Source organism: Curtobacterium flaccumfaciens, assembly GCF_004361695.1.
Classification (GTDB): domain Bacteria; phylum Actinomycetota; class Actinomycetes; order Actinomycetales; family Microbacteriaceae; genus Curtobacterium; species Curtobacterium flaccumfaciens_B.
The window spans coordinates 22,882-36,179 of record NZ_SNVW01000012.1; the positions used below are offsets into that span (position 1 = coordinate 22,882).

Below are 13,298 nucleotides of genomic sequence, written 5' to 3' on the forward strand. Positions count from 1 at the left end.
GTCCGGACGACCGGGTCACTCCGGGTCGGGCGCGGCCTCGACGAGGGGCTCGGCGAGCGCGGCCTTGAGCGCTGCCGAGTGCGCGTCGGCAAGGATCTCGAGCGCGCCGGCCTCGTACCGGTCGTACGCGGTCCGGACGACGTCGGCGGGCCGGTTCACGTCCGGCATCCCGGGGAAGAAGGTCCGGCGCAACGCCGTGTCGGTGAACGAGAGCACGAGCCCGACGACCCGGATGCCGCGCGGGGCGAGCTCCAGGCGCATGCCGTTCGTCGCCGCCCAGAGCGCCGCCTTCGAGACGCTGTAGGACCGCAACCAGTGGTCCCACGCCGCCCCGGACAGGACGTTGAGGATCGCGCCGCCGCCGTTCGCCTCGAGCAGGGGCGCGAACGCGCGCGCCACGCGCAGGGACCCCCACAGGTTCGTCTCCACGACGTCCCGGAGCTGGTCCAGGTCACCGGTGACGAGCGACGCCGCGGAGCCCGTGCCCGCGTTGTTCACCACGATCCTCGCGTCCGCAGCGGCCGTGGCGGCTGCCTCGACCGACGCGCCGTCCCGGATGTCGACGACCAGGGGACGAACCCGGGGGTCCGACCACCGGTGGGGCTCGAGCGTCGCCGCGTGGACGACCGCGGCGCCCCGGTCGAGCGCCTGGGCCACGAACTCCGCGCCGAGTCCGCCGTCGGCGCCAGTGACGAACACGGAGGCGCCCGCGATGGGGACGGGGGAGGATGACCGGGGCAGGGGTGTCGGTGGGGTCATGGTCGATGGTGTGCACGGCACCCGCCGCTCCACCACCGGGGAACCACTGACCCGACCCCGACCGACCCGACCGACCCGGCCGGGCGGGGGCCGACGCGCTGACCGCGGGATCAGCTCGTCACGAGCGGCCGGTCCGGTGCCGTCCGGCGGGGCGACGTGGTCGCCAGGACCGCGATCAGGCCGGCACCGCAGAGCAGGAGCGACTCCCGCCAGACCGGTGCGACCGCGGCGGCCCAGGGCGCGTCGCTCTGGATGAAGTCGGCGAAGCTCGGCCCCGGGACGACCAGCAGGAGCAGCCCGACGGCGATCGCGGTGCGGGTCCGACGGTCCTCGACGGCGCGGAGGGCGACGAGCGCGGCGGGGAACAGGTACACCCAGTGGTGGATCCAGCTGATCGGCGAGAGCATCGGCGCGAGGAGCCCGATGACGAGCACCGCGGCGACGGGACGGCCACGCCGGTGCACCATCGCGGCGACCGCGAGTCCGGCGATCCCGACGACCACGACGAGCGGCGTCGTCAGGCCGGCCCAGTCCGGGGCGAGCCCGGCGATCGCGCCGGCGACCGAGTTGTTGCCGGAGGAGGCGGAGGCGCTCCCCGTGAGGTCGACCCGGTCGGACAGGTGGAACACGGTCGAGGTCCAGAAGTGGAGGCTCGCCGTGGGTGCGACCACGAACCCGATCGCCACGGTCGCGACGGACGCCGCGCTCGACCAGCCGAGTCGGCGCCACTGCCCGGTGACCGCGAAGTACACGATGAACAGGGCCGGCGTCAGCTTCACGCCCGCGGCGATGCCGACGAGGAGGCCCGTCGGGCGGCGGTGGCCCCGGATGCGGTCCGGCAGCACCAGGTCCGCGAGGACGAGCGCCATCAGCAGGAGGTTGACCTGGCCGTAGACGAGGTGCTGCACCGCGACCGTCGTGCTGCAGGCCAGCAGGAAGAGCCCGAGGTGCCGGTACCCGACGTCGGCGGCGCTCCGGCACCCTGCGGACCAGAGGACCGTGACGAGGAGGATCGCGACGCTGAGGACGGTCCAGCCGACGAAGGCCGCGTACCACGGCAGGAGGCCCGTCGGCGTGAACAGGAGCGCGGCGAAGGGCGTGTAGGTGAACGGCATGCCGACCGGGCCGAGCTCCGGGGCGCGGAGGTTACCGGCGTACACGTCCCCGCCGCGCAGCAGCACCGGGACGACATCGCGGTACACGAGGAAGTCCACCGGCAGCATGTGCGGCAGGAACGGGAGCAGGGCGAAGACCAGGACGACGGTCGCGGCTGCCACGACGAGGGCGACCACGGGTCGACGGCTGGTGGCCGATCGAGTCGGGCGGGGCGTGGACGTCAGGACGGTGTCGGTCGGCATCCCGGAACGCTACGGCCGGGGACCCCGTCACCGGATCGGCCCCGACGGTGACCCTCATCCGGAGACCGGGCGAACCGGTCTTCCCCCGATCGGACGATGTCCGGTGCGTCCGGAGCGGGATACGGTTCGCTGGTGGAACGGAACGAGGGCGGTGTGACCGAGCGCGCGGTCCCCACCCTGCGGGCGGTCGAGTCGTTCCTCCGACAGCTGCCACCGGCGGACGTCCTGCTCGGGCTGGCCATCGTCGGCGCCTCGTTCGCTCCGTTCGTGGTGCGTCCCTTCCTGTTCGGCGTCCCCTCGCCGGTCGCGCTCCTCCTGGGGTTCGTTGCGGTGGCGGTGCGCCGCCGTCCGGCCCTGACCACCGCCGCGACGCTCCTCCTGGTGGTCCTCCAGCCCTTCCCGGGCGACGGGCTCACGCCGCTGGTCCTGACGTACGTCGTCGTCGTGTACAGCCTCGCGCTGTACGGGGCTCCGCTCCTGCGGATCGCGAGTGCCGTCGGGGCCGTCGTCGGCGGCGCCTACGCGGCGTACGACTTCTCGTTCGCCGGCGGCCGCCTGGTGGCGGGGATCGCGAACGACCCCGACACCCGGTGGCCGGCGCTGGTCGGGCCCGCTGCCGTGCTGTTCGTCGCGTGGTCGGTCGGGCTGGCGGTGCGCCTGCGCCGGTCCGCCGTGGCGGAGACGGCGCTGCGGCAGCGGGCGCAACGACGCGCGGTCGACGCGACGGAGTCCGCACGCATCGACCGGCTCCGCGCGGACATGGCCCGGAACGTGCACGACGTCGTCGGGCACTCGTTGGCCGTGATCGTGGCGCAGGCGGACTCCGCGGCGTTCACGGACGACCCGGACGAGCTGCACCGCATCTCCGGGAACATCGCCGCGGCCGCGCGGGCCTCCCTGCACGAGGTCCGCGACGTGTTGGCCGGGATCGACGCCGAGCCGAGCGCGACGGACGCGATCGGCCTCGCCGAGGTGGTCGAACGCCTCCGCGAGACCGGGCTCACGGTCGAGCACGCCGTCCGTGGGCATCGCGGGCGGCTGGCCGCACGCGAGGGCGCGGTGGCCCGACGGATCGTGCAGGAGATGGTCGCGAACCTGCTGCGGCACGGCGACGCGGCCGCGGTCGTGTCGGTACGGGAGACCTGGTGGCCGGACGTCGTGGTGCTCGAGATCGAGAACCGGACGTCACCGGACGCCGAACCGGGGTCGGGACGGGGGCTCGGGAACATGGCTCACCGCGCGCGCGAGGTCGACGGCGCCTTCGAGACGATCACCGACGACGAGCGCTTCGTCGCCCGTGTCCGGCTGTCGGTCGAGGGTTCGGCGGACCCCGGCGCGGCCGCTCCGGACGGCGCGGCCACGTGATCCGCGTCGCACTGGTCGACGACCAGGAACTGTTCCGCGCCGGGCTCCGCTTCATGCTGGACAAGCAGGCCGACATCGAGGTCGTGGGCGAGGCCGCGGACGGCGAGGCGGGGGTCGACCTCATCCGGGAGACCGTGCCGGACGTCGCCCTCCTCGACGTGCGGATGCCACGGCTGGACGGTGTCGAGGTGGTGCGGCGTCTGCTCGGCGACGACGGCCCCGAGATCGCGACGAAGATCATCGTCCTGACGACGTTCGCGGTGGACGATGCCACCGCGGAGGCGGTCCGGCTCGGCGCCGCCGGCTTCCTGCTCAAGGACGCGACCCCGGACGCCCTGCTGACGGCGATCAGGACCGTCGTCGCCGGGAACGCCGTGGTCAGCCCGGATGACCTCGCCGCGCTCCTGCGACTCGAGTCGGGGACCCACGCGCCCCCGGCGCCGGCGGCGTTCCGCTCGCTCGCACCCCGCGAACGGATCGTGTTCGACCACGTCGCGGCGGGCCGGACGAACGTCGAGATCGCCCGGATCGAGTTCGTCAGCGAGTCGACGATCAAGACGCAGGTCAGCAGTGTCCTGACCAAGCTCGGCCTCCGCGACCGCGTCCAGCTCGTGATCTACGCGCACCAGTACCGGCTCACGGGCGACCGGACGGCCGGTGGGGACTCCCCGCCGATCCTCGCGTCCTGACCACGGGCAGCACCCGCACGTGCCGACGCGCGCCGACGCCGGCCCGGGGTCCGGGTCGGCGTCGGCGGGTGGTGCCCATCGTCCGGTGCGGCCGGCGGCGGGGTGCTGGGGCTACTGGTGTGCGACGGCCAGCCGGCTGCGGGTCGAGCGCACGCCGAGCAGGACCAGGACGGCGGAACCGAGCAGCGCGACGACGGCGGCGAACCCGAAGTCGGCGGCGAGCCCCGAGACCGATACCGCGACGCCGCCCAGCGTGGAACCGACGGCGAGGGCGACCTGGATGGTCGTGACGAACATCGCGAGTCCGGCCTCAGCGCCCTCGGGCGTCGCGCCCGCCATCCAGGTCTGCAGGCCGAGCGGCAGCCCGCCCCAGACCAGTCCCCAGACGACGAGCAGTGCGAACACCGCGAGGGACAGGTGCGCGACGAGGGGGAGGAGCGCGACGGCGGCGGCGAGTGCGAGCCCGCCGGCGACGAGTGTGCCGAGCACCGAGCGGTCGAGGGTCGCGCTGGCCACGAAGTTGCCGACGATGCCGCTGACGCCGAACACGAGCAGGGCGACCGACACGACGTCGGGGCTGAGCTTCGCGACGTCCTGCAGGAACGGGCTGATGTAGGTGTACGCGGCGAACTGCGCGGCGAACAGGAACGCGGCGACGACGAGTCCGACACGGGCCCGCGGCACACCGAACAGGCTCGTGAGCGCCGTGGCGCGGATGCGCTGCTGCGAGGGGATCGTGGGCAGGGCGACGAGCTGCAGGACGAGCGCGACGACGCCGAGCGCGGCGCCGATGACGAACGCGAGCCGCCAGGTCGAGAAGGCGGCGACGAGCGCACCGAGGGGGAGGCTGACGACGGTGGCGATCGAGATCCCGGCGGTGATCAGGGACGTGGCTCGGATGGTGTCCTTCGCGGCGACGAGGCGGGGAGCGATCCCCGCGCCGATCGCCCAGAACCCGCCGAGCGCGACGCCGAGCAGGACCCGGGCGACGAGCAGGACCGGGAAGACCCCGGCGATCGCGGCGACGACGTCGGCGAGGACCAGGACGGCGCTGAGACCGATCAGGACCACGCGACGGTCGAGGCGGGACGTGGCGACCGTGACGACGGGGGCGGCGACCGCGGCTGCGAGACCGGTGACGACGACCATGAGCCCGGCGGTGCTGATCCGGACGCCCAGGTCGGCCGAGATCGACGGCAGCAGCCCGATCGGCAGGAACTCGGACAGGACGGTCCCGAAGGACCCGACGGCGACCGAGGCGACCCCGAACCACCCGTTGCGGTGTGTGCGTGACATGTTCTTCCTCCTCTTCCTGCCGGACGTGGGGCGTCCGGGTGGTGGCCGCGACCGCGGGTGCGGTCGCGGCGGTGTCCCGTCGTGGGGCGGGGCCGGGTGGATCAGACGATCGTGCTGCCGCCGTCGACGGCGAGTTCGCTGCCGGTCATGCCCGAGCTCTCGTCCGAGACCAGGAACAGCACGGCTGCGGCGACCTCCTCGGGGAGCAGGACGCGGCCGAAGGGGAGCTTGCTGGCGATCGCGGCCAGGAGCGCGTCCGGGTCGTTCGGGGCGAGGCCCTTGAGTCCCGGGGTCTCGGTGGGGCCGGGCACGACGGTGTTGATCCGGATGCCCCGCGGCGCGAGTTCGGCCGCCCAGGTCCGGGTGAGGGTGGCGACGGCGGCCTTCGAGGCGCCGTAGAGGCCGAACGCCGGTTCGGTGCCGGACGCCGACGACGAGCCCGTCACGACGATCGCCGAGCCCTTCCCGAGGAACGGCAGGGCGCCCTGCACCGTCAGGGTGGTGGCGCGGACGTTCGTGCCGAAGGTCTCGTCGATGTCCTCTGCCGTGACCTCGGCGAGCGGCTTGAACTCCCCGATGCCCGCGTTGACGTGCACCGCGTCCAGACCGGCACCGCGCGCTGCGACGGCCCGGAAGACGGTCTCGATGCCCGCGGGCTCGGTGGCGTCGGCCTGCACCGGCGTGACGTGGTCGCCGAACTCCTCGCGGAGGGCGTCGAGCGCCTGCTGGCGTCGTCCGGTGACGAAGACGTGGGCTCCCTCGGCGACGAACCGACGGACGACCGCCAGGCCGATCCCGGAGGTGCCGCCCGACACGAGTGCGGTCTTGCCGTTCAGTGTTCCGACCATGATGTGCTTCCGTTTCCTAGTTGTTGACTGCTTAGTCCAGAACGATAGGGCATAATGGACGCTTCAGTCAATAACCGGTTCGAGGAGGATCGCGAATGCCACGACCACGCATGTTCGACGAGGCAGAGGTCATCGACCGCGCGCGGCGCACCTTCGCCGAGACGGGTTTCGCCGGCACGTCCCTCGACGACCTGCTCGAAGCGACGGGCCTCGCACGCCAGAGCCTCTACAACGCCTTCGGCGGCAAGAAGGAACTCTTCATGCGGGCCTTCCTCAGCGACACCGCCGAGGCGGTGGACGCCGTCAAGACGAGCCTGCAGAGTGCCGAGCACCCGATCGTCCGCATCCGCACGGTGCTCGTCTCCGCCGCGGTCGAGCACGGCGCCGGCCAGGCGCCGCCCTCCCTGTTCCTGCGGGCGGCGGTCGAGCTCTCCAGCCGCGAGGTCGAGGTCGCCGCGGCCGTCGCGAGCGCGTTCGACGCCATCCGGGCCGACTACGTCGCGTGCATCGTCGACGCGCAGGCCGCCGGCGAGATCGAGGCCGACGCCGACGCCGAGGCCCTGGGGACCTACTTCTGCGCGGTCATCGAGGGCATGTCCACGCTCGGCCGCGTCGGCGTCTCGCGTGCGACGCTGCTCCAGATCGGCCTCACCAGCCTCGCGACGGTCCCGATCACGTCCGTCGGACGCGAGCACCTGGGCACCGACGACGGCGACTGGACCTGACCGTCGGCACCGCCGACGGACAGCACCGCTGACAGACGGCACCGCTGACGGACGGGAGGCGCGGGGCGGGCCCGCACCGCGCCTCCCGTCCGTCACCCCCCGGTTCCACGGCACGGTCCCGGCCCGTCGTCCGCGATGAGGAGGGCACCCGCTGCCGGGTAGCCCGTGGCCGACTGGTTGCCGTGCCGGAGTGCGGTGGCGCCGTCGCGCAGCACCCGCTCGAGCGCGGAGCCCCGACGGAGGGACGCCGAGCCGCCCAGCGCGGCCGCGGCCTGGAGCGCGTCCGAGGCGACCTCGGCCGCGTGGAACATGCTCGCCATCGTCCGGGCCCGCTCCCGGGGCGGGACCGCTTCGCCGGCGGTCCGCCGACGCTCGACCTCGGCCGCCGCGTCGAGCAGCCCGCCGAGCGCGGCCCGTAGTGAGGCGTCGGCGCGCGCGAGGCCCATCCGGTGCACGGGGTCGGCGCCCCGCCGGGGATCCTCGCGGAGGCGCTCGGTGGCGAGGTCGAGCGCGCCACGCGCGATCCCCAGGGTCACTGCCGAGACGCCCGGCGCCACGAGCAGCAGGGGCGTGAACCCGTCGGGCTCGGCGGAACCCGGTGCGGGACGCATGACGGTGACGAGGTGGTCGAGCACGGCCGCACCGTCGGCGACGACGACCCGGTTGCCCGCTCCGCGGAGACCGGTGCCGTCCCAGTCACCCTCGATCCTGACCTGGTCGGCGCGCAGTGGCGTCCGCAGGACCGTTCCCGGCGCATCGCCGTCCTCGGCCAGCGCCCCGAAGACGAACCAGTCGGCCGTGTCGGCACCCGACACGAGCGGCCACCGCCCGTCGACGAGCCACCCCGTGGGAGTCCTCCGTGCTCGACCCGGCTGTCCCGCGTTGGCGAACCGAGGGGTCCCGTCCCGCGCGCCGCTGTGGAGTGCATCTCGCCCGGCCGGTCCGAGGAGGTCGTGGAGGAAGCCGAAGTTGCCGTTCCACACGCGCCACGCGATCGAGGCGTCGGCGCGGGCGATGCGCTCGTAGGTGCGGAACACGGCGGGGAGCGGAACCCGGGGCGAGCCGTCGGGCGGGGTCGTGAGCATCTCGAACAGTCCGCTCGTCCGCAGCTCGGTCAGGAGGTCCGCGGGGACGGAGGCGTCCTCGTCGATGGCCGGGGCGGCGTCCCGCAGCCGGTCGAGCAGCCGGTCGGTGTCGGGGAGTTCGTCGACGGGCAGGGGTGTGTGCGTGCGCATGTCGTGACTGTAGGAACGCCGCGGCGTCTGGTCGTCCGTGGTTCCACCCGGGCCACCCGACGCTCAGTGGGACCACGGGGGTGGAGTCGAGTGCTGCTCGGTACCGTTCCGGCCACGATGCAGATCACGTTCATCACACCCGGCACCCGCGGCGACGTCCAACCCGCTGCGTTGGTCGCCGCGGAACTCCACCGCCGGGGACACCGGGTCGTCCTGGCGACCGCCGACGACCTCGTCCCGATGGGCCGCGCGCTCGGCCTCGAGACGGTCCCGCTCGGCGTCGACATCCGCGCCTTCCTTCGGTCGGACGAGGGCAGCGAGTTCCTCCGGACCGGCGGGACCCGCGCCTACCTCACCGGGATCGCCGCGTTCAAGCAGCGCATCGCGCCGACCTTCTTCCCGGCGGTGATCGCGGCGAGCTCGGGTGCGGACGTGATCGTCGGCAACCACCTCACGATCGAGGAGGTGCGACACATCGCCGGCGTCGCGCGCATCCCCGTGGTCGCCCTCGTCCACTCGCCGCGACGGTCGAACCGGTTCTTCCCCGCGTTCTCCGTGTCGACCGCACGGCTCCCCGGTGCGGTGAACCTGATGACCCACCGGATCGCCGCTCGCCGCGACCGCATCGCGAACGCGGAGTACCTCGGCGACTTCCGCCGCGCGCTCGGACTCACCCGGCGTCCCGAGGACCGGGGTGAGTTCCCACCGCCGGACCTCGAGGTGCAGGCGTACAGCAGCCTGCTGGTCCCCGAGCTCCGGGACTGGTCGCCGATCCGGCCGTTGACCGGGTTCCCGCGGGCCACCGCGCACGACCACACCCGCTGGGGCGACGCCGGCGTCGACGGACGGCTCGAGGAGTGGCTCGCCGCCGGGGAACCGCCGGTCTTCTTCGGGTTCGGGAGCATGCCCGTGCGGGACCCCGCTGCGATGACGGCGCTCGTCACCCGCGTCTGCGCCGAGCTCGGCGTCCGCGGGCTGATCGGCGCCGGCTGGTCCGACTTCGGCGACCGGGAGGACTCCGAGCGCGTCCGGGTCGTGGGGTCGGTCGACCACGCTGCGGTCCTGCCGCGCTGCGTCGTGGCCGTGCACCACGGGGGCGCCGGCACGACGGCGGAGGCAGTGACCGCCGGGATCCCGAGCGTCGTCTGCGCGGTCTCGTTCGACCAACCGTTCTGGGGGCAGCGTCTCGAGGACCGCGGACTCGGGACCTGGATGCCGTTCGCGCAGCTGACCGGCGCCCGCCTGGTCGAGGCGATCCGGCCCCTGCTCGGGCCGGACGCTCGCCGACGGGCTCGCTCGTTCCGGACGTCGCTCGCCGCCGAGGACGGGACGCGCGGGGCAGCCGACGCGATCGAGGCCGCGGGGGCGCCGGCCCGGCGGGGCCGCTGACGGCGGCGCCCGCGCGGGGGTTCGTCCTCGGTTCCTCGGTTCCTCGGTTCACTCGGGTCCTCGGTTCCTCGGTCCGCTCGGGTCCTCGGTTCAGAGGAGTCCGAGCTGCTCGAGCTCGGGGTACGCCTCTCCGAGCGGCAGCGCCAGCGTCTGCCGGACCGTGTGACTGCGCTCGTCGGCGAGGACCTCGAGCGCGCCCGCTTCGATCTGGTCGTACGCCGACCGGACCACGTCGACTGCCTCGCCCATGGGCGGCATCGGGACGTCGTACTTCGTGAGCATCGGCGTGCGGGTGAAGCCGAGGTGCACCCCGACAACGCGGACGCCACTCGGCGCGAGTTCCAGACGCAGGACGTTCGTCGCCGCCCAGAGCGCGGCCTTGGACACGCTGTAGGCACCCAACCGGTGCGCCCAGCTCGCCGCCGACAGCACGTTGACGAGCGTGCCGCCGCCGTTCGTCGCCATCACCGGCGCGAACGCCCGCGCGACGCCGAGGGCGCCCCAGAGGTTGGTCTCGACGACCTGGCGCAGCACGTCGACGTCACCGGTCGCCAGCGGCTCCAGGGAGGCGATCCCCGCGTTGTTCACGGTGATCGTGACGTCGTGCGCCACCTCGGCCGCTCGCTCGACGGCTCGGGGATCGTCGACGTCCAGCGCGATCGGCACGACGCGGTCGTCGTCCCAGTCACGGTGCGTGCGCGTGGTCGCGTAGACCCGCTCCGCGCCGCGCGCGAGTGCCTGGTCGACGAACTCGACCCCGAGTCCGCCGTTCGCTCCGGTCACCAGGATCCGGGAGCCTTCGATACGAGGCAGGTCCATCGGTCTTCCTCTCCGACGCTCCACCACCGGAGCGCCTTCCGAGTGCATCGTCGCGCGCCCGCCCCGGCCGGGCATCGGTGATCACACGGGTCGTCGGCGACCCGCACGGGGGACCGGGCCGGAGTCGTCGGTCGCCCACCGTGCCGCGACGGCCCCCGGGGACCACGGCTCGTCCAGCGAGACGGCCGGTGCGGGGCGACAGGTGTGACCGTCGCGTCGGCGCAGGTACTCACCCGGGGAGTCGTCGTGCATGAACCACCGGAGGCTCCGGTGCGCCGCCGCCGCGTTCGGGGCCGCTCGGCGCCACATCCTCGCCTCGTAGGCGACGAGTGCCTCGTCGACCGTCGCGGCGCCGTCCAGTGCGTCGGCGAGGTCGGCGGCGTCGAGCAGCGCGCCGTTGGTCCCGAGCGCGCAGAACGGGGACTGCAGGTGTGCCGCGTCGCCGACGAGCGTCGCGGCCAGGGGACTCGCCCACCGGTGGCCGGCCGGGTGTTCGAACACCGGACGGACCGTCCCCGGTTCGGCACCGGCGGACACGAGCTCCAGGAGCGACGGGGCCCACCCGGAGGCGTCGAACGCCGTTTGGAGTCCGGCGCGAAGCCGCTGCACCGGTGTCTCGCGCACGCGTGCGAGCTCCGCGCGGAACGCGACGTACACCCGCGCGTTCCGCCCGATGCGCTGCGCGATCAACCCGAGGCCGCTGTCGGCGCCGAAGAGCGTGCCCCGGCCGATGGTCTCCGCGACGCGCGGGAAGTCCCGCTCGACGTCCGGGAACCGGCGGTCGAGGAACGTGATCCCGCTGTAGACCGGCTCGGTCCCGCCCACCGCGGCGCGGACGCGCGACCACGCACCGTCCGCTCCGACGACGAGGTCGGCGACGGCCTCGGTGTCGTCGTCGAACCGGAGGCGCACCCGCCCGCCGTCGTCCTCGAGCGCACGGACGCGGTGCCCCCACTCGACGGTGCCGCGTGGGAGCCGGTCCAGCAGCAGACGACGGAGGCGCGGCCGTTCGACCTCGGCGTCGCCGGAGTCCGTCACCCCCGGCGACTCGCGCAGCACGGTCCCCGCGGCGTCGACGAGCCGCCCGACCGCTGCCTCGGGGTGGGCGATCTCGGCGAAGGCCGCGTCCAGGCCCATGCGTCGGAGCACGACGCGGCCGAGCGCACCGTCGATCCCGATGCTCCCGCCCTGGTCACGGGCGTCGGCGTCGGCGTCGCGCTCGTGGACACGGACCCGGTGCCCTGCGCGGGTGAGCAGCAGCGCGGTCGCGAGGCCCGCGATGCCGCCACCGCAGACCGCGATGTCCAGTACTCGTTGCATCCGACCTGCACGTCCTCACGTTCCGTGCGCACTGCGCGCCTGTTCCGTGCCCGTACCTGGTCGACGGACAGGAGCAGCATCGGGTCGGACGGCTCGTGGTCGCATCCGTGCGACCACGGGGAGGGCCGGCGGACGCGCCCGTCACCAGTCGCTGCGTGGCTGCGCGTGCTGCTCGTCCGGCCGGACGTCGTCGTCGCTGGCGGGGGTGCTCGTCGTCCCCGGTCCGGTGGTCCCGTCGAACGGCACGTCGGCATCGTTCACATGAGAGTGCATCATGCGAGCATCCTCGACGGCCGCTCCGGCTTCTCCCTCAGGGTTCCCACCGGTTCCCGTTCCGGCGCGGGCCGGGCACAGAGGCCGGGGGCGGGTGGTCGGTGTCCGGTGGTCCCACCGATGCACGACCGACCGGTGTCGCGGATCCTGGTGCGGACGCGGCCGTTCGGGTCGGCCCGTCGCTGGAGGCCGTGCCGGGGAACCGGGTCCCGCTCGGGGCCACCCGGCGGGGACCGTGGGGGTTCCCGCCGCGGTTCCCCGGTGCGGGTTCCGTCCGGCGCCGTTCACTCGTGGACCCCGTCCCCGGGACGGCGCGACGTCGACGGTCGCGGATGCCAGCGCAGCCGCGTGGACCAGCACAGCGCCAGCGTGGTCACCGTGAGGAACAGCAGGAGGGCGAGGACGTACGCGGCGACCGAGGCGTACCCGTACCGAGACGTGTCGGGGTCCAGGAATCCGTACGGGTAGTAGTGGACCGCATCACTCGCCTGGTCTCCGGTGAAGGGTCCCCGCGTCAGCGTGACGACGAGCCACACGACCGGCGCAGCGGCCACGAGGCCGACCGTCCGCAGTCGGAGGGGGAGCCGGACGCGGTCCGGGGCGACGAGCCAGTCGAGGAGCACCAGCGCGGGGCCGACGATGTGCACGACGTCGTCGGCCCAGGGGAGCACCGAGCCGTCCGGGTGCGGCAGGCCGCGGAGCAGCACGTTGTCGGCGACGGCCGTCATCACGACGCAGACCGTCACGGCGAGCCGTGTCGTCGTCCACGCGGTCGTCGGGCGGACCGCCAGCGCGAGCCGCACCACACCGACCACCAACACGACGACCGCCGCGGCGTTCGAGTCCTCCGTGAAGAACAGCGCGAAGTCGAGGGTCTTCCCCGGGATGCTCGTCACACCGATGTGGTGCCAGAAGACCACGCTCTGCCCGTACTGGGCAGCGAGTGCCAGGGCGATCAGGGTCGCGACCGCCGCCCGGGCGCTCGCGATCCCGGTCGCTGGCGCGTTCCGTGTCGACGGTGCGGACGTCGGACTGGACGTCGACTGGTGCAGCTGGAGATCAGCCACGATGGTCCTCCTTCGATCGCCCGGCCGGGATCGACCGGGCGCCACCACCCTCGGCCGAGCGGCCACGGTCGGCATCCGCAGGGCTGCTGAAGTCCACGCCGCCCTCCTGCGCCGTCCGGCGCCCTGTGCGGGTCGGCGTCGACCTCGGTGAGAGT

General features: G+C 73.8%; 13 protein-coding genes. 4 read left to right on the forward strand and 9 right to left on the reverse strand.

Going from position 1 to position 13,298, the window contains the following annotated elements; all coding sequences use genetic code 11:
- Nucleotides 1–15 precede the first annotated feature (15 nt).
- Both EDF64_RS15000 and EDF64_RS15005 read right to left on the reverse strand, forming a co-directional pair.
- Nucleotides 16–699, reverse strand: a complete 684-nt coding sequence (locus EDF64_RS15000; protein WP_208108921.1) for an SDR family NAD(P)-dependent oxidoreductase — start codon at nucleotides 697–699, stop codon at nucleotides 16–18.
- Nucleotides 700–869: 170 nt separating this feature from the next.
- Nucleotides 870–2,117 (reverse strand): glycosyltransferase 87 family protein, encoded by a 1,248-nt coding sequence (locus EDF64_RS15005; RefSeq protein ID WP_133520770.1) that lies wholly within the window; start codon nucleotides 2,115–2,117, stop codon nucleotides 870–872.
- 132 nt (nucleotides 2,118–2,249) lie between these two features.
- Here EDF64_RS15005 and EDF64_RS15010 point away from each other — a divergent pair, with 132 nt between their 5' ends.
- On the forward strand, nucleotides 2,250–3,482 hold the full coding sequence (locus EDF64_RS15010) for a sensor histidine kinase (protein ID WP_166645758.1): 1,233 nt from the start codon (nucleotides 2,250–2,252) through the stop codon (nucleotides 3,480–3,482).
- Nucleotides 3,479–4,171 carry a response regulator gene (locus EDF64_RS15015; protein ID WP_133520772.1) on the forward strand — a complete coding sequence of 231 codons (693 nt, stop codon included), beginning with the start codon at nucleotides 3,479–3,481 and terminating at the stop codon, nucleotides 4,169–4,171. The genes EDF64_RS15010 and EDF64_RS15015 overlap by 4 nt, the downstream gene beginning before the upstream one ends.
- A gap of 111 nt (nucleotides 4,172–4,282) precedes the next feature.
- Here the strand turns inward: EDF64_RS15015 and EDF64_RS15020 are convergent, their stop codons facing one another.
- Together EDF64_RS15020 and EDF64_RS15025 are read right to left on the reverse strand one after the other, a co-directional pair.
- The gene (locus tag EDF64_RS15020) at nucleotides 4,283–5,467 is read right to left on the reverse strand and encodes an MFS transporter (protein WP_133520773.1); all 1,185 of its coding nucleotides are present in this window, start codon (nucleotides 5,465–5,467) and stop codon (nucleotides 4,283–4,285) included.
- 101 nt (nucleotides 5,468–5,568) lie between these two features.
- On the reverse strand, nucleotides 5,569–6,315 hold the full coding sequence (locus EDF64_RS15025) for an SDR family NAD(P)-dependent oxidoreductase (RefSeq protein ID WP_071293490.1): 747 nt from the start codon (nucleotides 6,313–6,315) through the stop codon (nucleotides 5,569–5,571).
- A gap of 95 nt (nucleotides 6,316–6,410) precedes the next feature.
- On the opposite strand from EDF64_RS15025, the gene EDF64_RS15030 reads away from it, so the two are divergent.
- Entirely contained in the window at nucleotides 6,411–7,040 is a 630-nt protein-coding gene (locus EDF64_RS15030) for a TetR/AcrR family transcriptional regulator (RefSeq protein ID WP_071293491.1), read from the forward strand.
- A 92-nt stretch (nucleotides 7,041–7,132) separates the two neighbouring features.
- Here EDF64_RS15030 and EDF64_RS15035 read toward each other — a convergent pair whose 3' ends face one another.
- A complete protein-coding gene (locus tag EDF64_RS15035) occupies nucleotides 7,133–8,275 on the reverse strand; it encodes an acyl-CoA dehydrogenase family protein (RefSeq protein ID WP_133520774.1) in 1,143 nt (380 codons plus the stop codon).
- Between the two features lie 117 nt (nucleotides 8,276–8,392).
- Between EDF64_RS15035 and EDF64_RS15040 the strand changes: the two genes are divergently transcribed.
- Complete coding sequence (locus EDF64_RS15040) at nucleotides 8,393–9,664, forward strand: glycosyltransferase (RefSeq protein ID WP_133520775.1); 1,272 nt, start codon at nucleotides 8,393–8,395, stop codon at nucleotides 9,662–9,664.
- 90 nt (nucleotides 9,665–9,754) lie between these two features.
- On the opposite strand, the gene EDF64_RS15045 is transcribed toward EDF64_RS15040, so the two are convergent.
- The 4 genes from EDF64_RS15045 to EDF64_RS15055 form a co-directional block, all read right to left on the reverse strand.
- Nucleotides 9,755–10,483 (reverse strand): SDR family oxidoreductase, encoded by a 729-nt coding sequence (locus EDF64_RS15045; RefSeq protein ID WP_133520776.1) that lies wholly within the window; start codon nucleotides 10,481–10,483, stop codon nucleotides 9,755–9,757.
- 81 nt (nucleotides 10,484–10,564) lie between these two features.
- Nucleotides 10,565–11,803 carry an FAD-dependent oxidoreductase gene (locus tag EDF64_RS15050; RefSeq protein WP_133520777.1) on the reverse strand — a complete coding sequence of 413 codons (1,239 nt, stop codon included), beginning with the start codon at nucleotides 11,801–11,803 and terminating at the stop codon, nucleotides 10,565–10,567.
- Between the two features lie 141 nt (nucleotides 11,804–11,944).
- On the reverse strand, nucleotides 11,945–12,079 hold the full coding sequence (locus EDF64_RS18615) for a hypothetical protein (protein ID WP_279512739.1): 135 nt from the start codon (nucleotides 12,077–12,079) through the stop codon (nucleotides 11,945–11,947).
- A gap of 281 nt (nucleotides 12,080–12,360) precedes the next feature.
- Nucleotides 12,361–13,143: a Pr6Pr family membrane protein gene (locus EDF64_RS15055; RefSeq protein ID WP_133520778.1), complete on the reverse strand. Its 783-nt coding sequence runs from the start codon at nucleotides 13,141–13,143 to the stop codon at nucleotides 12,361–12,363.
- Between the last annotated feature and the right edge of the window lie 155 nt (nucleotides 13,144–13,298).